Annotated in this window: 20 protein-coding genes; 9 read left to right on the forward strand and 11 right to left on the reverse strand. The window is 44.9% G+C overall.

The genetic code is table 11. The annotated features are described in order from the left end of the window. Positions 1-4 precede the first annotated feature (4 nt). Positions 5-2,002 (forward strand): methyl-accepting chemotaxis protein, encoded by a 1,998-nt coding sequence (locus ACHUFW_RS06075; protein WP_394201448.1) that lies wholly within the window; start codon positions 5-7, stop codon positions 2,000-2,002. Between the two features lie 47 nt (positions 2,003-2,049). On the opposite strand, the gene ACHUFW_RS06080 is transcribed toward ACHUFW_RS06075, so the two are convergent. After that, positions 2,050-2,634: a LysE family translocator gene (locus tag ACHUFW_RS06080; protein WP_394201449.1), complete on the reverse strand. Its 585-nt coding sequence runs from the start codon at positions 2,632-2,634 to the stop codon at positions 2,050-2,052. Positions 2,635-2,744: 110 nt separating this feature from the next. Here ACHUFW_RS06080 and ACHUFW_RS06085 point away from each other — a divergent pair, with 110 nt between their 5' ends. From ACHUFW_RS06085 to ACHUFW_RS06095, 3 genes are all read left to right on the forward strand, one after another. After that, complete coding sequence (locus tag ACHUFW_RS06085) at positions 2,745-3,185, forward strand: Lrp/AsnC family transcriptional regulator (protein WP_394201451.1); 441 nt, start codon at positions 2,745-2,747, stop codon at positions 3,183-3,185. Beyond that, positions 3,175-3,804 (forward strand): HAD family hydrolase, encoded by a 630-nt coding sequence (locus ACHUFW_RS06090; RefSeq protein WP_394201453.1) that lies wholly within the window; start codon positions 3,175-3,177, stop codon positions 3,802-3,804. Before ACHUFW_RS06085 ends, ACHUFW_RS06090 begins: the two co-directional genes overlap by 11 nt. A gap of 128 nt (positions 3,805-3,932) precedes the next feature. After that, positions 3,933-5,837, forward strand: a complete 1,905-nt coding sequence (locus tag ACHUFW_RS06095; RefSeq protein ID WP_394201454.1) for an alkaline phosphatase D family protein — start codon at positions 3,933-3,935, stop codon at positions 5,835-5,837. Between the two features lie 71 nt (positions 5,838-5,908). Here ACHUFW_RS06095 and ACHUFW_RS06100 read toward each other — a convergent pair whose 3' ends face one another. From ACHUFW_RS06100 to ACHUFW_RS06120, 5 genes are all read right to left on the reverse strand, one after another. Continuing rightward, positions 5,909-6,343 carry a hypothetical protein gene (locus tag ACHUFW_RS06100; RefSeq protein WP_394201456.1) on the reverse strand — a complete coding sequence of 145 codons (435 nt, stop codon included), beginning with the start codon at positions 6,341-6,343 and terminating at the stop codon, positions 5,909-5,911. A 104-nt stretch (positions 6,344-6,447) separates the two neighbouring features. Continuing rightward, positions 6,448-7,371 carry a pseudouridine synthase gene (locus tag ACHUFW_RS06105; RefSeq protein WP_394201457.1) on the reverse strand — a complete coding sequence of 308 codons (924 nt, stop codon included), beginning with the start codon at positions 7,369-7,371 and terminating at the stop codon, positions 6,448-6,450. A 62-nt stretch (positions 7,372-7,433) separates the two neighbouring features. Beyond that, on the reverse strand, positions 7,434-8,009 hold the full coding sequence (locus ACHUFW_RS06110) for an LON peptidase substrate-binding domain-containing protein (protein ID WP_394201718.1): 576 nt from the start codon (positions 8,007-8,009) through the stop codon (positions 7,434-7,436). A 172-nt stretch (positions 8,010-8,181) separates the two neighbouring features. Then, on the reverse strand, positions 8,182-9,240 hold the full coding sequence (locus tag ACHUFW_RS06115) for a patatin-like phospholipase family protein (RefSeq protein ID WP_394201459.1): 1,059 nt from the start codon (positions 9,238-9,240) through the stop codon (positions 8,182-8,184). A 258-nt stretch (positions 9,241-9,498) separates the two neighbouring features. Beyond that, positions 9,499-10,344 (reverse strand): DUF4437 domain-containing protein, encoded by an 846-nt coding sequence (locus ACHUFW_RS06120; protein ID WP_394201460.1) that lies wholly within the window; start codon positions 10,342-10,344, stop codon positions 9,499-9,501. A 344-nt stretch (positions 10,345-10,688) separates the two neighbouring features. On the opposite strand from ACHUFW_RS06120, the gene ACHUFW_RS06125 reads away from it, so the two are divergent. Next, positions 10,689-12,962, forward strand: coding sequence for an aminotransferase class V-fold PLP-dependent enzyme (locus ACHUFW_RS06125; protein WP_394201461.1), 2,274 nt, complete (start codon positions 10,689-10,691; stop codon positions 12,960-12,962). Between the two features lie 21 nt (positions 12,963-12,983). Here the strand turns inward: ACHUFW_RS06125 and ACHUFW_RS06130 are convergent, their stop codons facing one another. Further along, a complete protein-coding gene (locus ACHUFW_RS06130; protein WP_394201463.1) occupies positions 12,984-13,856 on the reverse strand; it encodes an AraC family transcriptional regulator in 873 nt (290 codons plus the stop codon). A 491-nt stretch (positions 13,857-14,347) separates the two neighbouring features. Between ACHUFW_RS06130 and ACHUFW_RS06135 the strand changes: the two genes are divergently transcribed. The 4 genes from ACHUFW_RS06135 (at position 14,348) to ACHUFW_RS06150 (ending at position 20,748) form a co-directional block, all read left to right on the forward strand. Continuing rightward, positions 14,348-15,622 carry a carbohydrate-binding protein gene (locus ACHUFW_RS06135; RefSeq protein ID WP_394201465.1) on the forward strand — a complete coding sequence of 425 codons (1,275 nt, stop codon included), beginning with the start codon at positions 14,348-14,350 and terminating at the stop codon, positions 15,620-15,622. Positions 15,623-15,956: 334 nt separating this feature from the next. After that, entirely contained in the window at positions 15,957-17,219 is a 1,263-nt protein-coding gene (locus tag ACHUFW_RS06140; RefSeq protein ID WP_394201467.1) for an MFS transporter, read from the forward strand. Between the two features lie 36 nt (positions 17,220-17,255). Further along, a complete protein-coding gene (locus ACHUFW_RS06145; protein ID WP_394201468.1) occupies positions 17,256-18,134 on the forward strand; it encodes an ROK family protein in 879 nt (292 codons plus the stop codon). A 43-nt stretch (positions 18,135-18,177) separates the two neighbouring features. After that, positions 18,178-20,748 carry a family 20 glycosylhydrolase gene (locus ACHUFW_RS06150; RefSeq protein WP_394201470.1) on the forward strand — a complete coding sequence of 857 codons (2,571 nt, stop codon included), beginning with the start codon at positions 18,178-18,180 and terminating at the stop codon, positions 20,746-20,748. Between the two features lie 127 nt (positions 20,749-20,875). On the opposite strand, the gene ACHUFW_RS06155 is transcribed toward ACHUFW_RS06150, so the two are convergent. From ACHUFW_RS06155 to ACHUFW_RS06170, 4 genes are all read right to left on the reverse strand, one after another. Then, positions 20,876-21,790, reverse strand: a complete 915-nt coding sequence (locus ACHUFW_RS06155; RefSeq protein ID WP_394201471.1) for an aspartyl protease family protein — start codon at positions 21,788-21,790, stop codon at positions 20,876-20,878. Positions 21,791-21,899: 109 nt separating this feature from the next. Beyond that, positions 21,900-22,826: a penicillin-insensitive murein endopeptidase gene (gene mepA, locus ACHUFW_RS06160; protein ID WP_394201473.1), complete on the reverse strand. Its 927-nt coding sequence runs from the start codon at positions 22,824-22,826 to the stop codon at positions 21,900-21,902. Positions 22,827-23,191: 365 nt separating this feature from the next. Further along, positions 23,192-25,510: a M4 family metallopeptidase gene (locus ACHUFW_RS06165; protein ID WP_394201475.1), complete on the reverse strand. Its 2,319-nt coding sequence runs from the start codon at positions 25,508-25,510 to the stop codon at positions 23,192-23,194. Continuing rightward, on the reverse strand, positions 25,500-25,637 hold the full coding sequence (locus tag ACHUFW_RS06170) for a hypothetical protein (RefSeq protein ID WP_394201477.1): 138 nt from the start codon (positions 25,635-25,637) through the stop codon (positions 25,500-25,502). The genes ACHUFW_RS06165 and ACHUFW_RS06170 overlap by 11 nt, the downstream gene beginning before the upstream one ends. Positions 25,638-25,824 lie beyond the last annotated feature (187 nt).

Genomic DNA, 25,824 nt, shown 5'->3' on the forward strand with positions numbered 1-25,824 from the left:
TACTATGTTAAATAAAATTAAGTCTTCTTTAGTCGCTCAACTGACTGTCGGTCTGTGTATCGCACTATTTAGCATTACCGTCATCAATGGTGCAATCAACCTTCAACGCGTTACCGATCAGACTGAAACCTTTTATCAACAAGCGGTAAAACAGTCATTAAATCGAGTCACCACTGAACTGACCAACATCCTGCATACCAAGAAATTACAGTCTGACGCCTTATTCCTGAACCCCACAACAATGGATGCGATAGCCAGTTTGACTAAACGCGGTGCCAGTTACGACAATAACCAAAAAGTCACTGACTTATTAGCATTCATTAATCAGATTGCAGCCAGCGATCCCCTTATCGTCACGCCTTATTTTTCATCCGCCGTCACCCATGAATACTATGATATTTATGGCCGTTACTTAGACAATGACTACAACGTATCCACCCGCCCTTGGTGGCAAGAACTGCTACAAGTAAACCAGCTTTATATCGAAGACCCCCAGCGTGATCTCTCAGGAAGACTGGCTGTCGCGATGCGACAACCGCTATACCGCGACAACTTGCTGCTTGGTAGTGTTGGCTTAGATGTAGAAATGACCGGATTTACCCAAGAGCTAATGGCCATGGCTAAAGTTAATGGCGTCGGTGAAGCATTCTTAATGACTGATAAAGGCACAGCTGTTGCTTTTCCAGATATTGAATCCTTTACAGGCAAGAAGCTACGCATAGGCGATGTAGACCAGCAATACTCCCACGCTACCGGATTCACTGCATTGCAACGCGCCATGTTAGCCGGCCCAGTCAATGACTATCCAGTGATATGGCAAGACCAAGCATACCGCGTCTATAGCCAGCCGATAAATCTTCAAGCCCCCAAGCTCAGTTGGCAGGTTGCTGTTATGGTGCCAGAAAGCGCAATTGCCTTACCGGTTAAACAAGCACAGATTGCTGAACTAGTAAGGATTGTCATCATCCTAGTCATTATGACAATCGCCATCGCACTTTATAGTCGCTGGCAATTAAAGCCGATTAAACAATTACTCACAGGGCTGCAAACCATCGCAAGGGGCGATGCCGATTTGTCACAACGTATCAACCTTAACCGTCAAGATGAACTAGGCGCATTGGCGCAAGCGTTCAATCAATTTGTTGAACAGTTGCAAAGCTTAGTTCAAGGTACCCGTGATTCTGCAACCCATGTAAAGACACAAACTGAAGGCGCGCAAACTTCCATCGCCCAATCTGAGCGTCACATCACCAGCCAAAAACAACAGATAGAATCAGTGGCTACCGCCGCCACACAAATGGCACAAACTTCAGAACACGTCTCAGCACGAACTGTCAGCGTCTATGATATCGCTCAGCAAACCGATCAACAGGTACAGAGCGGTTTGAAAGTCGTCAGTCAGTCGGTCAAAGACATAGAGCAGTTAAACACCCAAATTGCCCAAGCTTCTGAAGTTGCTAGCTTATTAAAAGCCGAAACGGAAAATATTTCAGAAGTTTTAGACGTGATTAAAACCATTGCTGAACAAACCAACCTGCTGGCATTAAATGCAGCAATTGAAGCTGCAAGAGCCGGAGAGCAAGGTCGAGGCTTTGCCGTGGTAGCCGATGAAGTTCGTTCTCTGGCATCAAAAACCCAAGATTCTACCTCACGAATTCAGGAGATTATTGTGCGATTGCAAACCAGTGCCAATGACACGGTTGCCGTCATGGATGCCAGCAAAACCGACACTCAGCACTGTATGCAGCACAGCGGCGAAATCGCCAGTACCTTTAATGCCATTACGGATGCTCTTGGACAATTCCAACAACAAACCAATGAAATTGCCAGTGCTATCACTCAGCAAACTGAAGCGGCACAACTGATTAGTGAGAATATTTGCGCTATCAGTGATAAAGCCGACGAAAGTGTTAATCAAATACACCAAGTAACCCAAGCCATTGGCCATGCGGAATCACAAGCAAGCCAACTTCAGCAGCAAATTGGGCAGTTCAAGGTGTAGTGATAAGGACAGCGCTTATTGCGAACACCGAAAAAGGTCTGCTGTCCCTAAAACATCATCAGCAACGACAGTAATAATAGCGCTGCCATGACTAGATTAAAGCCACGCAGGCGACGGTCACAGCTAAGCCAGCGCTGCAACTTCTGCCCAGCATAAGCCCATATACTGACTGAAGGGATATTGACTAATGCAAAACACAATGAGACCACCAGCACCCCCTGCCATGTGCCATTAATGTTGTAAACACTCACCGCTGTCAGGGCCATTGACCATGCCTTGGGGTTGATCCATTGAAAATTAGCCGCAGCGAGAAAACTCATTGGCCGATAGGCACAGCTATGGCGGCTTGGTTTACTCAAGGCAATCTTTAACGCTAAATAGACAAGATAAGCGATGCACAACACTTGCAAGATCTGTTGCAACAACGGCCATTTAGCAAAGACCTGCATCAAACCTACCCCAACCAAAATCACCATAAAACTAAACCCTAACGTGATGCCCAACATGTGTGGGATGGTGCGAATAAAGCCGACATTTGCCCCAGAGGTCATCAGCATGATGTTATTCGGCCCAGGTGATACTGTTGACGCAAAAGCAAACGTCAATAGGGCAATAAGAGTTTGTAGTTCCACGACGACTCCCGAAAACGGCTTTAAACTGTATTGTATTTTATCGCGTGAAAGAGTAAATTTTACTTCTATTTGCTACCAAATATACCTAGCATGCACAACAAAAGGTCATTATGGATAAGTTTGACGAAAGAATATTGCAAAATCTAAAAATCAACAGCAAACTCTCCAATGTCGATCTTGCTCAGCAGGTTGGCTTATCACCCTCCGCAACCTTAAGACGTGTACAAGAATTAGAGCGAAGTGGCATTATTAAAGGCTACCGTGTGGTGTTAGATGCAGGGAAAATGGGGATAGGTTTTATTGCTTACGTCACTATTGGTCTATCCAATCACAGTAAAGCTGCCCAAAAAGCCTTTGAGCAAGACATCATGCAAGCCGCTGAAGTGGTTGAATGTCATAACGTCACTGGTGCCAATGAATATCTGATAAGGGTTGAAACCCAAGATTTAACCGCTTACAAACACTTCCACACCGAGGTTTTAGGTGATATTCCCAACGTCAATGCCATAACGACGCTTGTGGTGATGGACACCCCTAAAGATGAACGTTAACATGCCGAAAAATACCCCCGCTATCGCTTTTTTCGACTTTGACGGCACCATCACCTTTGCTGACTCCTTTACCCAGTTTATGCGTTATAGTGCACAGCCATGGCGGTTACTCTATTTTGGGCCACTATTGCTTCCGCTGTATCTCGGCTATAAAGCCGGCATCATTCCGCCAAGCCCATTACGAAGATTAGTGAGTTTTGTGGCACTGCGCGGCCGAAGTCATGCCCAATTAGCCGCGCTAGGTTATCGCTATACCCATGACAAGATTAATCACTTTGTTCGCCCACAAATGTTGCAGCGCATCCGCTGGCATCAAGCACAAAACCATCATGTAGTGGTCGTATCGGCTTCATTAGATCTTTATCTGTTACCTTGGTGCCAGCAGTATGGCCTTGATTTAATCTGCAGCGAGGTCGAACACCATCAAGGCAAGCTCAGCGGGTTCTACGTAAAAGGCGACTGTTGCAAACAAGCCAAGAGTGAGCGCATCTTAAATACCTATTCGCTGGAACACTATCATCGAGTTTATGCCTATGGTGACACCGAAGAAGACTTCGCCATGTTAGCGCTGGCCGATGAGGCTTACTTAAATAACCAGCCCTACTCACCCGCTAGTTAACTTGGCCATTCAATCGGTACCGCTGCGAACAGATATATTCATATTCTGTGACGATTAATGTTTTGCAAAACGCTTGCAGTTCGATAATCTGAGCCAATACCGTTATTTTGCTTGGAAATGGATGCGGCATGACGCCCAATAATTTACCTTTAATTATTGCAGGTCCGATGTTACGGCACTGCGACAATGATCATTTCACCTTATGGTTTGTTAGCCGTGAGCTTTTGCCTGAATTGCAGCTTGAGCTGACACAAGCAGCCCCGCAACCCACTTCACTCTTTACCCAAGCACTAACGCCTGAACAAGTTACTATATCGCCTTTAGGTCAACACGCTTACCAGTACTTAATTCATGTACACCAGCCAGCGCTCATCCCCAGTCATGAGTCGATAAATTATCAAGTATTTAGCAACAACAGCGAACTGTTTGCGAAATTAGAAGGCTTAAACTACGACGAGCAAAGCCGACCAAACTTTTTCATTAAGCCAACTATTGAGCACTTACTGCATGGCTCATGTCGCAATGCGCATCATCACAGTGGTGATGCTTTGGTTGCGGCCGATACCCAGCTTAGCCAAGATTTAAGTTTGTCGGCACGGCCTAGCCTGCTAATGATGAGCGGTGACCAAGTCTATGTTGATGATATCGCCGGACCTATGTTGTTTGCCATTGGCAAAGTCATTGAACTGCTAGGGCTCAATGACGAGGAGCTTGATGCTCAATTGCTCTGTCACAGCAAACAGATAAGCTACCACCCAGCTGCCATGTATCAGCGGCATAAAAAATTGCTGCCGCACACCGAGTATCCGGCCAACACCGCACTAGGGCGTTGGTACCGTAATCATCCGGTTTTTACCTCATCTTTAGCTGAGAACCACTTAGTTAGTTTGTCAGAAATCATGGCGTTGTACTTATTAACCTGGTCGCCTGAACTGTGGCAGTTAATTGATATTCCTAAAGATGTGGCAGGGCTTTCTCCCAAACTTACCCAGCGTTGGCAGCAAGAGTGGCAACACCTACTAGAGTTTAAAGCGGGCTTGCATCAAGTCAGACGTCTGCTGGCCCACCTGCCAACCTATATGATTTTCGATGATCATGACATTACTGATGACTGGAATTTAACGGCGAAGTGGGAAGAAGCCGCTTATAGACACCGCTTTTCCAAACGCATCATTGGTAATGCACTGATTGGCTACACCTTGTTTCAGGCCTTAGGCAATGCACCTGACGCATTTAAAACCGAGATAATGCCTAAGTTATCGCAATTTCTCAGCAACTATGATGAAGCGACCCATGACAGCCTGATCGATGATTTACTTAAGTTTGAGCACTGGCATTACCAACTCAATACCAGCCCTAAATTAGTGGTCCTCGACACCCGTACCAATCGCTGGCGGAGCGAATCTAATCTGGCGAAACCATCAGGCTTGATGGACTGGGAAGCATTAATGGATTTCCAGCAACAGCTTGTGGGTGAAGACAAAGTGATCATCGTTTCAGCTGCGCCAATTTTCGGGGTAAAAATGATAGAAACCGTGCAAAGAGTCGGCACGGCAGTCGGCGCTTCGCTACTTGTGGATGCCGAGAACTGGATGGCCCACCCCGGCACCGCCAATACCCTGTTGAGTATCTTCCAACATCGCAAAACACCACAACAGTTTGTGATTTTATCTGGCGATGTGCACTACTCTTTCGCTTACGATATTCGGATTCGATTTAGAAAGGGCGGCCCGCGAATCTACCAAATCACCAGCAGCGGTATTCGCAATCAATTTCCTGAAAAGCTACTACCTTGCTTTGATAAGCTCAATGGCTGGTTATATGGTCATTTCTCACCACTGAATTTCTTTACTAAGCGAAAACGAATGTCAATTCGTGGCCGAATGCCCAATGGCGCCCGAAGCCAAAGATTGGTAAACAAAAGTGGTATTGGGCATGTGTTTTTCGCGGAAAATGGCGAACCCACAGATATTCGCGTATTACATGCAGATATGAGTACAACCCAGTTCGAACCGCCGCGTAGCAAACGCTAAACTGCTATGTCAGTGGCTAATTGAAGCCTATCGCTCTTAGACATATTAGCGGTTGCAATCGCTGCTAGTTTTTATTGCTCAGGTTTAGGCATTGGGCGGCTAACAGGTGCACTGGCAACTTTTTCCGTGCCTTCATGGGTATGATATGCATAGTCTTCAGGGCTATGTGGCGGCTGTGTGGGTGCACGATGAGCATGGGGAGCATGAGGAGAGTCAGGTCGCGCTACCGGCTGCTTTTGCGGACGCTGCTGAACCACTTGCTGCTCAAAGCCATCTTCATTAACCACACGATTTGGCCGCTGCTCAACGGGCGCGGTCTGCGATACTGGCGCAGTGATCTTTTTCTCTACCGCAAGCTCAGACGACTGCGCAGTCGGTGCCGGCTTGGTGTCATTCTGTTGCTGCGACACTTGGGGAGTCTGGATTGACTGTTGCTGGCTATATAACGTAACCGCTGCTAATGTCACCGCGACCACAGTGATCGAAGCAAGTGCTGTTTTATTCATATTATTGTCCTCTTATCAGCCTAACTCAGGGTAATTAAGCCTTGTGCATCAAATCAGCATAATCTGAACTGCATTAAAAAACAACAATAGAATATTTTATACAATTATAACTTCAATGGTTCACAATGCACATCCACCTTGGCTTGCGTAACCGGATCAACAAAGGTGAGTCGTTGCGCCAATAGCTGCAATGGTCGCTGATAATCATCAGCGTGAGCCGGAGATAAAACTGGGTAACACCGATCATTGACGATAGGCATCCCTAAACTCGCCATATGCACCCGTAATTGATGAGTGCGGCCTGTAATTGGTGACAAGCTAAATAAACCTAGACCCTGCTTAACCTGCTGCAAAGTGATCAATGAATGACTATTAGCCTCACCTGAAACCACCTGCCTGGTAAAACTGGGGCTGCCTTTAACAATTCTGTTTTTCACTTGCCATTCAATAGGTAAACTTAATTCACCTTGAGCTAACTGCTCAGTTAGCTGCTCCGTAACCGGGGCGATAGCTTGGTAAACCTTGTTAATGTTACCGTCGCGAAATAACTGATGATAAGCATCACGATGCTGAGCGTGCTTACACAACAACACTAATCCACCAGTAGCCCTGTCCAATCGGTGCGCAGCCACAATCGTTGCTAAGCCAGTTTGCTGCCGCAAGCGGTTAACCAAACACTCATTGACCACCTGACCACTGGGGTGCAAAGCTAAAAATGGTGGCTTAAAGGCAATGATGATTTGCTCATCTTGATAAACAATTTCATGTTGCAATGGCACTATCTGCTCTTTGGCAACTTCACGAAAATAATATAAGCGTTGGCGTGGTCGAATCACGCTGTCGGTACTGAGTGCCAAACCATCATGCCAGTAAACATGTCCCGCAATAATTCTTTGGCGCCACTGCGATTCTGCAACATGGGGAAAACGCTGGCATAAAAAAGCGAGTACCGTTTGATCTGCTGGCAAGTTCTCGGGAATGGCAATGTGGGAAGCTTGTTGAGCTCGAACTGAACGATGGGATGACATATTGGGCTCAAATAACAATAAACCAAGCTATTGTATCAGGTTACGCTATCATCTGCGCCGACTTATCTGGCATGAGATTTTATCAACTCTAAGACAAAATCCATGGTTTTGTGACAATCAGGCTGGCTCAACAGCAACTGTTTATCTTTGTTGTACAGTGGCAGTACCTCTAACCAACGTTGGCTTACCCATGTGGCGTCATCAAGGTGTAAATTCGCGTATAAACCGAATAAATCAGGGTTAACCTCATAAAACTGCGCCAAAGCCTGACTGATAAGTTCAAACTCACCCTCTATCGGTTCATGTTGCCAATTATTTGAAGCCAAGGTTCTCGCTATCCAAACACCATCGCGGCGTTGGGCAGCTGATAGGATTTTTACTCTTTGTTGGCCTTCTAAAACCAACCCTAAGCTATCGTCATCAAGCAGATTAAAATCAATGATGCTGCACTCTGTAGCAGCGGGATAACAAGGAATGGCTTTATCAGCTCGTTCCATCGCAAACGCGAGACGATATTGCCCTTTTAGCACCTGAGCAATCACTTCAAGCTGCGCGGGATCAACCACTCTTACCTCAATACGCCCGTCTGGTAACAGTAACGCATCGCGTGTAATTAACGCCATTTCATGAGTTAACATCACTACCCCCTCCCCATCTGGGTCGGCTACAGTGGAAAGTCAGACAATAAAGTTCTTCAACCAACTTAAAGTGTAGCAGTTCCACTCAAAGCTGCTTTGAAGCCACAGTTTACCGCTTGCCCGTTACTGTATTAGACAGGAAATGACACCATTTTATTTCAATCAACACGCCCTAGTATAAATCTTGCAGACGGTCAGCAACCACCCCGCGAGCAACCACCTCAGCAAATTCGTCGGCTAATTGCTGACTCATCTTCAAGGTTGTTTGCCAATACTGAATGCGTTCATCGCTGCTCAAGCGACTAAAGTCGTCACGGTCAGGTAACTTGGCATAGGGCAGCTTATCGATAAACTCCTGAGTCGGCGCTAACACTAACGCATCGTGGTAGTTTTCAGATGCACTGCGCCATGGCAAGGTTTTATCAAACCAACCTGGCTTCATATGAGGGTAAAAGTGCGGATAAAGCGTTAATCCATCGCGATCGCTATGGGGAATATCAAAATGATAATCGGTGATGCCACCATCAAAATACGCCCCTTGAGGTGCACCAGCAATATTGGTAACCGGAGCAATCACCCATGGAATCGCACCACTTGCTAATAGGACTTGTTTTACATTATCACCGCTTAATGCCACTGACGTTGTCGGTAAATCAACTAACTGGGTAAACGGCGAGTTGCTTGGTTGTGTGGCAAATACGGTGCGCTCAAAATGCCAACCTAGACTGCGGCGACTGAATAGGTTGGTTGCCGCGGAGCCAAGTAATCCAGCGGCAAGCTGACTACGATGAGTACTGGCATTGAGATGTTTGGCTCGACACGCAATAAAGTGACTATTAACCATAGGGTTACTTACTATATCCTCACCAGCATTAGCCCCGAGAATACCATCAATAATTTTGCCGACATTGGCGCTGATTTGTTCAGGGGAAGGTTTAACATCATAGCGCTGGTTTATATACAAAGCCTCAAACCGAGAGTATGCCGCTGCAATATCTTGTTGAGCGAAACAGCTCAACCGCCATGCGCCAGATGATGCGCCTAGAGTGTGAATCACATGCTGTCGCTGCGCTAAGAATTCACAAAATAGATAGCGATCCAACGCGGCGATACCAATCCATTTAGGCCCGCCTGACGCCGCCATCAACCGACTAAATATCCCAGGATTCAACCCTTGTTGTTGTATTACTTTACGAGCAGTTGGTCCCACTAAAAATCGTAAACAGCCCACATTAACTCCCTAAGGTGACGTCAAAACGCTGAGGCATTAGTGGCATTTGCGCTTGCCAAACAAATAGCTCAGTGTACACGGCAGAGAGGAATAATCTACGATTTTTAATCACTTGATAATTGCATGAACGATTTCGTATTTCAGCGAGCAGGACAAGCACAAGACCAGCTTGTCATCGCTAAAATCGAAAGCGCCTAGCTATGGCGCTGCAGTGTAGTTGCTCGCTAAGGTCTGTATCAATAGCTTATGCAGCTGCCTTTATTGATCCATCACGATGTTGTATTCGCCATCAGTTCGAATATATAGCAAGCTGGCATCATCCAATGGGGCGATATCATGAGTAAATTCGCCTACCGACGAGAAATAACTACCGGTATTTAAACTAACCGCTTCACCAGTTTCATTTGATTGATACTCAATCGCCCCTTTAATCACAACAGCTCGAAACTCAGCAGCATTGGCCATTAGCTGACCACGATGCCCTGCCGGAATGCGAAGCAATGTGCCACCGAGCTTACCAGGCAATGGGCTACCCCATAACTGAGTAAGTTGCACTTGTGGACTGGCAATGAAATTTACATCCTTAGCCGATTGCCACACCATATTGGCTTGATGAAGATTTAATGCATGTTCACCATTGTTAAACTCCTCGGCAGATGGCTGAACCAAGTATGGGCCCGCATCAATTTCTAGATAAATAAGGTTATCCTTGCTATTTGCCGCGGTAATATGGTCTGCACCCGCTGGCTGAGTCCAAAAAGAGCCAGGCGGCATCCAAGTCATAGCAGCTGAAGGAGCAGCGTTATGCATTAGTCCATCAATTACGATGCCGCGATAACTGATATTGTGGATATGTGGCGGAGACGCAAACCCTTGCTTGAATTTCACCAGCATACCTGTCGCTTTATTCTGGGTGCGATCGCCCCATAAATTTGCCGCTGCAGGACTTTTATCTCCCCGTAAGGGGTTGAGATATCCCCATTCAATCTTATCGCTACTTACCCAATAAGATTGTTGCTCTGCGCCCGTATCAGCCTTCACTGTGGCCGGTGTAACCCAAAATAATGCCGACAAGATCAAACTTAAATTAACTTGCGTATGCAATGGCGCCTCCAGCTTCTTCAGCTAAAAATAATCTTTTAAAACAACAATTTACTCGTCTAATATTTATCAATAAACACACTGTGGCAGTAAACAGTTTCAATCAATGATTGATAATAGACGAAAACTCGCTGCTAAACGGAGCTGCGTTGCTCCGCGCTCTAACTTTATAGCCCTAGCTTCTTCGCGCCATTGACACATATTCAAGCATGTCGGCCAAACAAGCCCTAAATGTGATCTTGATCAATACCTATAAACTGCTAATATAACCAAATCGAATTAGTTATCACCAAAAGAAATATAAATAATCCTGATAACCGACAGCCAAATAATCATAAGAGTCAGTCATGAACCAAGCGAATATCCAAAGCCAAATTTACCTCGATGCCAATGCCACTACCCCAGTACTTCCCCAAGCCGCCAACGCAGTGGTAGCCGCCATGCAAGAGTTGTTTGGTAATCCAAGTAGCAGCCATATCACAGGATTAAAAGCCAAACACTTGATGGAGCAAACTCGCCAAAAAGGCCAGCAACTATTAGGCAGTGGAGAGGGTAAGCTGATTTTTACCAGTGGGGCGACAGAAGGTATTCAAACGGCAATTTTGTCGGCATTGGTCGCCGCTAAACAAACCATGCAAACTGATAAAAACTACTGTTTGCTGTACGGTGCAACCGAACATAAAGCCGTGCCAAATTCACTTGCACATTGGAATAGTCTGCTACAAATCAATGCTGACATTAAAGCGATTCCGGTTGATAGCCGAGGTAATCTTGATCATGACTTTATTGCCCAGCATGCCCCGTCAGCCTTAATGATTTGTACCATGGCGGTCAATAATGAAACGGGGGTGTATCAAGATCTTGAAGCACTAGATAACTGTATCCGCCAACATAATCCCAATACTTTTTGGATGGTAGATTGCGTTCAAGCATTAGGAAAAAGACCGTTAAATCTCGCCGATACGAGCATTGATTACGCTCCATTTAGTGGCCATAAACTCTATGCCCCCAAAGGCATTGGCTTCGTTTACATCCGTGATAAAGCTCCATTTACCCCATTTATCGCAGGCGGCGGCCAAGAAGGCGGCCTAAGATCAGGCACAGAAAACCTACCAGGCTTAGCCGCACTCGATGTCATTTTTGACATGTTGTTGCACCCTGAAGGTAGCCCTTTTGCTTCGCTTGAAAAGCTCAACGATTTCCGCCAGCAGCTCGCCACAAGCTTAGCCCAAGCTTTCCCAAGTATTGTGTTTAACCATGACTTCAACAACAGTGTTGCCACTACACTCAACTTTGCCATTCCAGGCTTTAGCAGCAAAGAAATCATGGACTTATTTGACGCAGCACACATCAGAGTCAGCTCAGGTTCTGCGTGCAGCTCTAAAGTGACCCGCAGTTTTGTACTTGATGCCATGGGGCTACCAGCATGGCAAAGTGAAAGTGCCATTCGATTATCATTTGGCCCAGCGATGACTCAAGATGAAGTCGACCAAGCCTGTGAGCGCATTCAAATCGCTGCCAATGCTTTGGGCCATAGCTGCTTACGACAAAGCCAAACGACAATCAATGATAAAGCACCACTAGAAGGCCTAGTAGAATTGCGATCTGGGGCAAATTGCTGCTGGATCTATGCGGACCAAAACAGTCAACAAGCTGTGGTTATTGACGCAGTACCAGAGCTGGTCGATCGTATTGATACGCTATTGCAATGTCAGCAACTAAAGCCAGTCGCTATTGTTGATACTCACGGACACGCTGATCATGAATCAGGTCGCAGTAAATTAGCTAAGTTATACCTACAACATCAAGACAGTGATCACTTAGGTTGGCCGACAGACCATGGCAAAGCGGTACTCAATAACAGCGAGCTCGACGCCATTAGCTTAGGCAGTTTGCAACTAATAAAAGTTGCTACACCTGGTCACACTGCAGATAGCGTAACCTACCTTTTAATCAATGCTCAGCAGCACATTCACTTTGCATTTTGTGGTGATACCGTATTAATGGGTAGCTTAGGACGCACCAATTTCGCCTCTAGCAGCGCAGAGCTTATGTATCATAGCCTACAGCATCTACATGGATTAATTGGTGACGACACCTTACTCTGTGCAAGCCACGATTATCACAATGAATTTACCACTAGCTTTAAAGCAGAAATTCAGCGCAATAGTTTACTGATGTCGGTACTAACTCACTCGATTAGTTGTGACGATTTCGTTGCTCGTAAACAGCAACTTGATGCCCATTTGGCCGATGAGGTGGGTGAAACCATCATGTGTGGCGCCTATACCCAAGATTGTCAAAAACTGGCGATTACCGAGTACACCAGCCAAAGCTTGCGCCAAGTTTTATCCCAGCCCCACGACTTAAAAATTGTTGATATTCGCGAACCCCACGAATACGCGCTTCAACATGAACTTGCCGATATCGACAGCTGCGAGCTGAACATTCCACTAACTCGCTTAGTGCAATTTATCGAGCAAAACAATGATAAGAAGCAGCAACAATGGGTATTGGTATGTCGCAGCGGCAGTCGCTCACTGATAGCCGCGCAAGCGATGCATCGACTCGGATTTGATCAGGTTGCTCATCTAAAAGGCGGCTATGCACTGAGTGCATAGCACCACTAACGAGTAAAGCACTTACGACAGTAAGTGCTTTACTCGGATTTGTTTTCTAAATTGACTTGGGGTGCAGCTTTTAATCGACAAAAACTGACGATTAAAATTAGAAATATTATTAAAGCCGCATTTATCGCTGATCACCGCAATAGGATGGTTAGATGTGATCAGTAATTTGCAAGCTTTTCCGATACGCAGTTGATTGATGAACTCGGTGAGTGTCCGCTCAGTTCGACGTTTGAAAAAGCGATGAAAATGATTGGTGCTCATATGGGCTAGTTTCGCCATATCATCAGCATAAAGTGGCGTATCAAAGTTTTTATAAATAAACTCTATTACTCTATCTAACTTATCAATGCCAGCATCAGTTTTATCACCATAACTGAAAAAACTGCTGGATAATGGCTGCGTATCACTATCTTGCAGCATCGTATTGAACAATTCCATCAGCAGAATATAACGCTGGAACGTATTCTCAGACTCCATTCTCTCAAACAAGCTTTTAGCATAAATGCCGGTTTGTTTTGAAAATACGATCCCACGACCGGAGCGCTTCAGCATCAGCTCCAAAGCTTGCATTTCTGGGTGGTCAGCACTTTGGTTTTCTATCCATACCTTAGGGATTTGTGCTACATGAACAACTTGAGAAGATCCATCTTCATTGGGACTGCTGTGCCAAGTATGGGGCATATTGGGTCCAACTAAAACTAAGTCAGCATCCCCGTAATCAGCAATACTATCACCAACATAACGTAGCCCCTGACTATTCAGCGTAAGGCAAATTTCGTATTCCGGGTGGTAATGCCAATTAAAGTCTATTTGAGGCATATCATACTTTACATATCGCCAAGAGCTATTGCTAGATGGTATGACTTTTTCGCACATTGGTTTCATTACAAAAATCCGTTTAGTTCAATCTTACCTATGCCGAGGTATCTCTGAGGTCTCATTTGAATGGTGACCTGCATAGCCTAATATTTTTAAGCTCATATGAGTATTAGACCTTAATATATATTAACTGAGAGCCGATTCCGCACACCAACTCATCTGACCAGACAAAGAAATATACCTTTAAAGTAATTTAAATCTAACTATAAATAATTATAAAAAACAGAAATTCAAAAGTAACAAAAAACAAATCTTTTAAAATCAGTAGAAAAAATCATAAAACCTAAACAAAAACTTGAAAGTAACAAAACAATTATTGCCTACAAAAAACACAGAGTTATAAAAATGAGAACAAAAATCAATTTGATAGAATAATATATCAACAAATTTGATTCGTATAACTGACCATCACATAAGTCGATAGCTTATTTAATGCCAACCTAATAAAACAAAATGGCATTTAATAATTACCCTGAATAACAAAAGGACGATTTACTGTGAATATCAGACCCCTAATAGCAGCACTCTCTATTGGCTTAGCCACAATGAGCCAAGCTCAGGCTAACGATAAAACCATCTACCTGACATTCGATGATGGCCCTATGAACGCAACCCCGGCGCTACTTGATACATTAAACGCCGGCGGTATCAAAGCCACTTTTTATGTCAATGCATGGCACTTAGATGGTATTGGTGATGAGAATGAAGACTTAGCATTAGTGGCACTGCTAGATACGCTTAAAGGCGGCCATGTAGTTGGTAACCATAGCTATGACCATATGATCCATAACTGTGTAGAAGAGTTTGGCCCAACCAGTGGTGCAGAATGTAACGCAACCGGTAACCACCAGATTAACTCTTACCAAGATCCAGTTTATGATGCGTCAATGTTTGATAAGAACCTAACAGTATTAGAGTCTTATATTCCCAATATCCAGAGCTACCCAAACTACAAAGGTGAAACACTTGCCCGCCTACCTTATACCAATGGCTGGCGCTCGAGTGGCGAGCTAAAAGGTGATGGCCTTTGCGCCACCTCTGATGATTTTAAACCTTGGGAGCCAGGCTATGTGTGCGATCCTGACAACCCATCAAATAGCTCAGCAGCAGCCATTGAAGTATCAAACATTTTGGCCGACAAAAATTACCTGATTCATGGCTGGGATCTAGATTGGGCACCTGAAAACTGGGGAATTGCCTACCCAGCAAATAGCTTAACAGAAGCAGCTGATATGCTAGCTTATGTGGATGCGGCACTTAACGCTTGTGCCCCAGTAACCATTAACCCGGTTAACTCTAAAACACAAAACTTCCCCTGCGGCGATTCCCTACATGCAGATAAAGTCATTATCCTTACCCATGATTTCTTATTTGAAGACGGCAAGCGCGGACAAGGTGCAACCTTAAACCTGCCAAAACTCGCTGAATTCATTGAGCTGGCAAAAGCGGCAGGATACAAGTTTGACACTATGGATAACTATGCCCCTGCATGGCAAAACAATGCAAACTACCAAGTTGGCGACTATGTCACTTATCAAGATGTAGTGTATAAAACTGTTATCGCTCATACAGCTCAAGATAACTGGGCACCAACTGCAAATTCTAATTTGTGGGTGAAAAGCACACCGAGTGCAATATGGTCAGAAAATGTGAGTTATCAAGCTGGCGACCTTGTCACCTATATGGGATTAGAATACACAGTTATTGCTGATCACGTATCTCAAGCAGATTGGACACCTGCAACCAGTGACACTCTTTTTGTAGTCAATTAATCAATAAACGAATCCGGTAAAATAAAAGGCTAAGAGTTTCTACTCTTAGCCTTTTTTAAAGTGGTAATAATAAAAATCATACAAGAACCTCAATTTAATTAATCAAAAAAATAAACACCAACGCATTTAAAGTAAATACGCTTGATAAAACTTTAATGACAACCAAATACCAGCAATGCCACCCAACGACAAATTAGAAAAATATTAGTATTTGATAGTTAAGTATATCTCCAGCTTGTCATTCCTGTGCAAACTATAAAAACCAACAACTTGGCAACATAATGATTATCGCACTACAAGCTGATAATACTGATAAATCCATAGGGAAATCGTCATGAAGACAAACAAGTTTATCGTCGCGCTAGTGCTGATCACTTTCTTTGTTGTTTCATTTATCACCAATATTTTAGGGCCCATTTTTCCATCACTGGTGAGTGATTTTGACATCAGTTTGGCGCTTGCTGGTTTCCTACCTTTCTCGTTTTTTGCCGCCTATGGTGTCATGTCGATTCCTGCTGGCATCTTAGTTGATAAGTACGGTGAAAAATGGGTGATCATTGCTGCCTTCCTGATGGCGTTTAGCGGTTCATTACTATTTGCTTTATTTCCCACTTTTGCCATGGCCATGTTGTCGCTATTTCTAATCGGCATGGGCATGGCTATGCTACAAGTGGCCATAAACCCATTACTGAGAGTGGCAGGAGGCGAAGAAAACTTCGCCTTTTACTCGGTATCAGGTCAGCTACTATTTGGCATCGCTGGTACACTAAGCCCCATGGTATTCAGTTATTTTGTCAGCCAACTTAATGCACCTGCCGCTAGCGGTTTTACCGCCGTTGCCCAATCCGTTGTTCCGAGCAATATGCCGTGGTTATCGATGTACTGGTTATTCGCCATTATGTCCATCTGCATGATTATGCTCGTCAGTAAAGTTAATCTACCTAAAGTCACCCGTAACCAACAAGAGTCTGTAGGCACGCTATCGATTTACAAGCACCTGCTTAGCAATAAACAGGTTATTTTGTTTTTCTTTGCCATCGCAGCCTATGTTGGCTCAGAGCAAGGTATTGCTAACTTTATGTCAATTTACCTACAGCAAGCTCATGGCATCGACCCTCTCACACAAGGCGCTGGGGTAGTGAGCCAATTTTGGTTAATGCTGACCCTTGGCTGCATATTAGGTTTAGGCTTAGTCAAAATACTTGATAGCCGTGTGGTACTAATTATGTTTTCTACTGCAGCAATAGCTGCACTGTGTTTCGCCCTCTTCGGTTCGGTAGAGACGGCCTTGATCGCTTTCCCTTTGACAGGCTTTTTTCTCTCCGTTATGTGGTCAATCATCTTTTCACTGGCGCTTAATTCAGTGAAAGCACACCATGGATCCGTTGCGGGTATTTTATGTACAGGCATTATTGGTGGTGGTTTAGCATCGCCATTAGTCGGCCTTATCATTGACCTAACCGGTAACCTAAAGTCCGGCATGTTGGTGGTCTTCATCCTATTGGTGTATATCTGCAGCATTGGTTTCTGGGCTAAACCATTAGTGGCCAATAAGACCATTAAAATTTTCAATAAGCGAGCATCATCTGTCAGCTAGCAGTCTGCTGTATAGCGCTATCACTATAGGTTTTTTATGCGAACTCACCCTATTGTCACGCTAGATATTGGTGGCACAACCCTAACGGTTGGTAACTACGACCAGCAGATGATTACTGCCAGCGAAACCTTAGCGTTTCCCGCAGATGCAGAGCTTGAAACCATCACCAAATTTATCATCAATTGTATCGATAAGTTTTTTGATGAAAACACCCAAGCCATTGCCATCGGAGTGCCTTGTATTGTCAACACTGAACAAGGCATCATCTATGACGCCGTCAATATCCCCGCTTGGCGTGAATTTGGCTTAAAGCAGGTGTTAGAGCAGCATTACCAGCGCCCCGTATATATCAACAACGATGTCAATTGCTTTACCGCAGGCGAACACCGTTATGGCGCCGGCAAAGCCTATCAGGACATCATTGGTCTCTGCCTTGGTACAGGCGTAGGTTCCGGTTTTATCATTAATAACCGCCTGCATGAAGGGCACAACTGCAGCGCCGGCGAAGTTGGTGAAGTAAGCTACAAGGATGCAACTATTGATGATTATGCCTCAGGGCGGTTTTTCGACCGCTATATAGGCACTAAAGGCGCAACTTTAGCAGAACAAGCTAGACAAGGTGATGCTGAGGCGCAAGCCGCCTTCGAGCAGTTTGGTCAACATGTTGCTTATGCCATTTCACAGTTACTCTTAATCCTCGACCCACAAGTGATTGTGCTTGGTGGCTCAGTGGCGAAATCTTTTGATCTGTTTAGCCATAGCGTTTGGCAATCTCTAGCCAGTTTTCCATACCAAAAAGTCATTAAAAACTTGCAGATAGTCACCGCAACAGAACCCAACAGCGCATTGCTAGGCGCGGCGCAACTGTACTTAGATAGCCAATCAAAACCAGCGCCAGTATCAATAGCAAGCTAACGAAAATTTATCGTTAAAAAACAACAATAAAAATGAGGTTAACATGATAAAACAAGGACTCACGCTACTTGCAGCACTCATGAGTTTGCCCCTATATGGTCAATCTGCGTCAACAGTCATTAGTGAGCAGCTTGATATTGACTATCAATTGGTCGATAGTCATCTTGCCCAATGCCCGCAAGCCATATCAAAATTTCATGGGCTCGATAGCTGTTATCAATCACGATTACACTTAACCTTGCCAGTAGCGTTATCTAGTACTGACTGGGCAATTTACTTTAGTCATCTGATGCCGGTTGTTGAATCAAGCTCCGCACAATTTAACATCACCCATATCAACGGTGATTTACATAAAATAACCCCTAAAAAAACGTTCAGCGGATTCGATGCTAACCAGACTTACGTTATCGACTTTATCAGCGGCGGCAGTCAGATCACCCGCAGTGAGTTTATGCCTAACTTTTTTGTCCACAGCAAAGGGCAACAGGCACAGATTATCGACAGTACCAGGATAGTGATTGAACCAGAAACAGGCTTAGAGCTGCAACCATACCTTCGCCCGTTTGTTGATAGAAACAAACAATTTAAACTCGCAAGTAATGACAATACCCAATGGGCTGACAGCCAAGCCATTTATCAATCTCAACCGCAATTTTCTGACACCATTGACGTTAAACACCGATTGATTCCTACCCCCAAGTCGCAGCAACTGCTGCCCAAACTTGCCGCTGCGGATTTAAGTAACGGCATCTCACTAACCACAACCGGTATTAACGACTCCCAGTTAACTGCTGTGCTCGCACGTTTATCTGATCTAGGTGTTCCGCAATCCAACCAGGGCCTAGCGGTGAATATCGAAATTAGCGCTAGCAATACTCTCGCCGACGAAGGTTATCAGATGCGGGTGACGCCGGAGCAAATCACGATTAGAGCCCACGATGAACAAGGTGCCTTTTATGCCCTACAATCACTCGCAGGGCTAGTTACCACCGATGATTTAACCATACCCGCCATGGAGATAGACGATGCGCCACACTACCCATTTAGAGGTTTACACATAGATGTGGCAAGAAACTTCTTAAGCAAGGCATTTATTCTACAAACCCTAGAGCAAATGGCTGCCCATAAAATGAATAAACTTCACCTACATTTAGCCGATGATGAAGGTTGGCGTTTGGCTATTGATTCGTTACCCGAGTTAACCGAAGTGGGCAGCCGTCGCTGTTTTGAAGAGACGCCAAAAAATTGTTTGTTGCCACAGTTAGGCAGTGACATTGAGACCACCAAAAAACAATTCTACAGCCAACAAGACTACTTAGATATCTTGGCCTATGCCAAAGCACGCCACATCCAAGTGATCCCATCTTTGGATATGCCCGGCCATAGCCGAGCTGCGATTCATGCAATGGAGTCAAGATACCAACGCTTATTAGCTAAGGGCGAGCAACAAGCTGCAACTAAATACCGGCTGATTGAGCCAGAAGATACCACCCATTACTACTCAATTCAGCACTATACGGACAATACATTAAATGTCTGTATTGATGCCACTTATCGCTTTATCGACACCGTGATTAGCGATGTACAAACCATGCACAAACAAGCGGGTATGCCACTATATATTTATCATATTGGTGCCGATGAAACTGCTGGAGCCTGGGTTGATTCCCCCTCATGCCAACAATTAAAAAAGCGCCTAGGGGACCAGCTCGCAGGCCTAAATACCTTGAACGGGTATTTCATTGAACGCATATCCAGCATGTTAAATAAAAAAGGCATTCAAGTGGCTGGCTGGAATGACGGCATGGGCGAAACCCGCACTCAAAACATGCCAAGCAAAGTCCAAACTAACTCTTGGTCGCAGCTCTATCATAAAGGCCATGTAGCTACCCATCAGCAAGCTAACCGTGGTTGGCAAACCGTGATTTCAACACCCGATGTCACCTACTTTGACTTCCCTTATCAAGCCCACCCACAAGAGCCAGGAAACCATTGGGCCGCGAGACACATTTCTACTGAAAAAGTGTTCCAGTTTATGCCAGATAACTTACCTGCCCATGCGGAAATATGGCGCGATACCAAAGAGCAGCCATACCAAAGCGATGACCGCCAGTCACAGCTTAAAAAAGGCAATGAATTTAAAGGCATTCAAGGCCACTTATGGACAGAAATGATCCGCACCGATGAGCGTGCTCAATATATGCTCTACCCAAGATTATTTGCCTTAGCTGAACGCGCTTGGCACCTTCCAAAATGGGCATTGCCATACGATTACGAAGGTAAACAGTATAACCAGGCAACAAACCACTTTGATAAAGCTGCACAGCATCAAAGAGACCAACAATGGTTTGCGTTCGCAACGACATTAAGCTTAAAAGTGTTGCCTAAGTTAGAGCGCAAAGGCATCGAGTACCGCATTCCAACGGTTGGCACTCAAATCGATGGTAAGCAACTAAAAACCAGCACCAGCCTGCCCGCTTTGCCGATTGAATACCAAGATAAGCAAGGAAATTGGCATCAGCAGCAACCCAGTGTTGAGCAAATCCACGCAGTGCGGGCCACCAGCCACGACGGACAACGCAAAGGTCGAAGCTTAGCGCTACAACCTAAGTAATATCGAGCTGTTGCTGAATGCCGTTGAGCCAATTGAGCTCCAAAAAACAGCCAAGAAATAAAAAAGGGCGACTCATTTGAGTCGCCCTTTTTTGTTTTAACACGTTAGTTATCATGCTGTGCTCATGCTAACTTTCTTCCGGCAACCCAACATGCATACGCCCTGCTTGATAATCTATGGTTAACACAAAGTGTTTTAGTACATCATATCCAAGCAAGCCTTTAATATTCTTACCTTTAAAACGCGACAGTGTTCGCCTATCTTGACCACTTACCAACTCTTTTTGACCTTTTGCAGGAACCGTCGATGCCACATTTTCGACAACATAAGGGCCAAACTTTACTTCCGGTAATTGAAAATGTTCAACTAATCCCGACTTGTTTACCCCACGAGATTCACCGGATATGGTGGCATAGTCCTCTAACCAGCCTAAACCATCGGCCATACTTCGCTTTAAAAACAGGCCGCCATTGTTACCTGTATCCATCACTAACCATGCTGACTTCTGACCATTCAACTCCACTTTAACAATGGGTTGGCCGTCACTGCGGTTAATTTGCATATCAATGTTTTCAAACTGAGTCATATCAAGGTTATCGCGCTCAAATAGACGCAATCGACTATTGGGATAATCAATTTGGAAAATAAATCGCTGCATTAAACTGGCGCCTAAAATAAGCTGGGTCTCATGATGGCCAATCCGCATTGACGCGAGTTTATCAAGTTCTATTTCCGCACCGAATAAGGTCGCCATAACATCACTGTACATTTGATGCTGCTGGGTACCATAAACCCCTTGTACATTGACTTTACCTGACTTTTTAAAGCTTAAGTTGTGTCGATTGATAAAACTGGTATTAATCGCATTGATTTGTGCACCACTGTCTAAGATGGCTTTCCCTTCAATGCCAGCAATTGATACGGGGAGATTGATATGACCATTGATAAGCTCAAAATCAACCCAATTGGTCACGGCGAACGTAGCGCAAGGAAAACTAACAGAAACAACAAATAAAAGGCGGTAAGCATAACGAAATAACATTGATCATCCCTAATCAAGCAAAATCCAGGCTACAGCTTAAACAAGCATGCAGGTCATATGCAAATACTGGTTTTAATTAACTCGCTCACATCAGCTTCTATGAGAGAAATCAGCGCTGCAATATCTGCTCACACTGCGGATGAAGCACTTTGATCTTAGGCTTAGCGGGTTTCTTGGGCGAGTTTTCAACTTGCTTGGGCGCAGTTAATTGCTGTTGCCACCAAGCTAATTCATCACACCCGGTGCCCGCTGGTATCACGGATTGATTTTGACACTCAGTATCACTATCCGGGCAACACAAGCGTACATGCATATGCAGAGAATGTCCCCACCACGGCCTGACTTTTTGCAGCCAAGTGTCGTCTTGCCAAGACATATTACACAGCTGCTGTTTTATCGCTGGATTAACGAAAATTCTCGCAACCTCAGGCGCCTCAGCTGCTAGTCTTATCATAGTTGCATGGCTAGTTTGCCATTGCTGATTGACCGACAACGTGCCTTTAGTCACCACATCTTGCTTTAGCGGAGACTCAAGTTCAGCGACCGTTAACTCTCCTTGTCCATGGCGAAACCAGATATCCACATCAAGTCCACTTTGATGGCTGCGATGTCCTGATTGAAAGCGCCCGCCGCGGGGCATCGACATATCAGCAATCAGCAAGTCGTTACCATTTTGCTGCTTAAATGCTTTAGCTAGCTGCTCAATAAAATTCACTAAATTGGGATGACCATAGTAACGCTGACGCTGACTACGAATCACCTGATAGCCTTCACCTGCAAGCGCTAATGGCTGCGCGCCAATAATACAACCATTGGCATAACTGCCAATGGCAGCGGGTTTGCCCGCTAACGGCTGAGTAAAGTCAGCCCAGCTTGTCCCATGTGCAGGTAAAGAAAGCAATGCGGTAAACATCGCGAATACAAACCAACACACCAGCCAGCACGCAGCAACAATCCAAGCATTCATTGATTGCTTATCGTTGATGTGCATGAAGCTTGTTTGCATAGCGCTTTTTTGTATAGATTTGGGTTGCATAGCTCTTATTTGCTTACCTATCCAAGGTCTAGGGCGTGTTGACCTTTCGCGGTTAAATTTTGTTCGAGATACAAGCGTTTTTATCGCGGCGAGAGGTTTGCCGCCTAGCATGCTAAGCAAAATACCTCTCAACAAAGAGTAAAACGCTTGTAGCCGAACCCTTCGGGCAGCGTTTGTGGTTCCTTTCTACTGCGTTATTGGCTTATCAAGTAGTGCAACTACATATCAAAGCCTCTGCCTTGTATAAAGAACCCACAAACTGCTGCAAAAATCAGCTCGAAAGGTCAACACGCCCTAATTAGTATGAATCACAGACATAAAAAAGGGCCATCTCAATGATGGCCCTTATTCCCAGTTAACTCAAATTAGAAGTTAACAGTCTGTACACTTGAACATGCACCTTCAAGCTCACAAACTTGGTATGTCACACTAGTCACTTCTGCATCTCTGAAGCGGTCGGTATAACGTGAATCACTCGTCGTTCCGACTTGAACCCCGTCACGTAGAACCACTACATCGCCTGAAGCGCCAGTCCACTCTAGGCTTACACGAACAGAGCCGCGGCGAGACTTGTTAGCACGTGTCACTTCAAGATCTAACGTCATTGCAGGGACATCAACGTCATAAGCAGTGGTTACACTATCAGTTGCACCATCATCATCTGTAACCGTTAAGGTGACACTGTAGTTACCTGATGCCGCATATTGGTGTGTTGCTACCGCACCACTACCTACATTGCCATCACCAAAGTCCCAGCTATAGTCCACAATCGAACCATCACTGTCAGTACTGGTGCTAGTAAATGTACCTTCACCTAAGGCAAATGTTGCATCAAATGCCGCTACTGGCGCTTCGTTTGGTACATCATCACCGGTATAGCTACCGGTTAATGTTGTGTCAGCATAGGCAGACCAACCATTGAGCATCACCCAGTAAGTTCCCGCTTGCGCAGGGTCTATAGCGCAAGTTTCTTCGTTACCCGCAGCAAATGGACGACAGTCATACTCAGATACTGTTGGTGCTTCACCAAAACGCACATACATATCAGCATCACCGCTACCGCCAGTCATAACAAAGCTTAAGTCAGTCGCACCCGCTGGCACTGCAAGCGTATAGTATGATTTCTGACCCGCACCGCCTGATGACATGACACCAACACCATTTTCAAGCACTGTAGGCTCAGGAAGTGGCTCTGGCTCCGGCTCAACACACGCCTCAACACCAACCGCCATAAAGGCCGCTTCAACATCAGCAGCTGGATAACCTAAGTCATTGGCTGCGCTGACAACACCACAAGCACCATTCCAAAACTCGCTGTTTGCTGTCCAATATAGTTGGTTAGCCACAACCATGACTTCAAACGCCTTACGAGTATCCCAATCAGGGGTAGTCGCTAACAGATAGAAGGCTTTGTTAAATACACCCGAGCTATAATGCACATCAAGTCCATCATAGTAATCGTCAGCATGACCAATCGACACGCCATCTAAAGTAGGGTCTTCCATGTAACGCAATGCGCCAGGGCCCTTGAAGATGTCTGCACCCACTAACCAGTCGTTAGTACCGTGCATATAGAACTCAGCGGCTTCACCTGCCATATCAGAGAATGCTTCGTTCATACCACCCGATTGATTAGCATAAATAAGACCTGAGTTTTGCTCGGTGAAACCATGACTAACTTCGTGAGCAGAAACATCTAAGCTCACTAATGGATAGAAAAAGTCCTTACCATCACCAAAGGTCATGGCTGAGCCATCCCAAAACGCGTTCTCATAATCGTTACCATAATGAACGCGCATAGTCAGCTGGAAGGTTAGTGGCGCAGTGTTGTACCACTCGCTATACATGTTGTAGACCACATTACCAAAGTAGTGCGCATCATTTAATGGCGAGTAAGCACCATTAATCTCTTTCACTGTATTGCGAGGACAAGTGTATTCGAACGCAGTTGAACCACTGGTGCCATGGTTTAAGTTAACGGTTTTAACGTTAGCTGAGTTCATGGTACAGGTATCAACATTTTGCTCGACATCTAAAAAGCCAAAATCGGTACCATATTCATATTGACCGACTTTTTCGTTACCGCCAGGGCCTGTACCAATCTCTGCGTGAGCTAAACCGTCCCAACGCTTAAGCACTTCACCACTATGGGCATCAACGATAGTAAATGGGCGCGACGGTGAATCACCGTATTCGACGTAAGAGGTGATATAGACTAAACGTGCTTGCCCAGCATCATCTTGATAGACGAACAAGTCAGCTTTTTCATTGTGACGTGCTTTACTTGCAACGCCTTTGCGCTCACGAATTGAGGCACGCATTGCATCTTCAGCAGAAAGTTTAGCTTGAGTAAATGCTTCGCCTTTACCGATATTGTTCAGTACCTGACCTTTTAAGTCGCTATAAAAGCCCATTTGTGATTTAGCTGCGCTAATACTATGACCATATACAGGTACACCATGAAAATACTGTTGTAGGCGCTGTTTGCTACCCGATTTCAGCTTAATTTCTTTGGCGACTTTAAACTCACTACCGCGCTCAAGCAGAAGTGAATTATTGATATTGTTGCTTGCAGAGAGATTTTTCAAAGACGCTACGTCTGTACGGTCAGCCGCCATAGCTTGTGAGCTAAGTGCCGCTGTAACCGCTAGAAAAACCAACGATGTTTTGTTTTTAAGCATCATGCTGTTTACCCATTAATTTGAATAACCAAGAGAGTGCAGAGCGACGCCGCCGCTCTGTGTCCTTAATCTCCGATGACTTCCATGCCACAGACACCGCGTAAAACAGACTGTAAAACACAAATTCCATCAAATTCCCCCACTCACATCCAGTTCTCTCAATGACGTAAATGTTAGAGATTCACTCATGCTATAGAGCTAACAAATGGCAAACAATTGGAAGAAGGAACTAACTTAAAGCGCTTTTTCAGCGCGAAATATAAACTTTTGGGTAATAGCATAAGTTAACATCTCGCTAACATAGCTGTGGTAGGGGT

The organism is Shewanella waksmanii, assembly GCF_043643685.1.
GTDB classification, from domain to species: Bacteria; Pseudomonadota; Gammaproteobacteria; order Enterobacterales; family Shewanellaceae; genus Shewanella; species Shewanella waksmanii_A.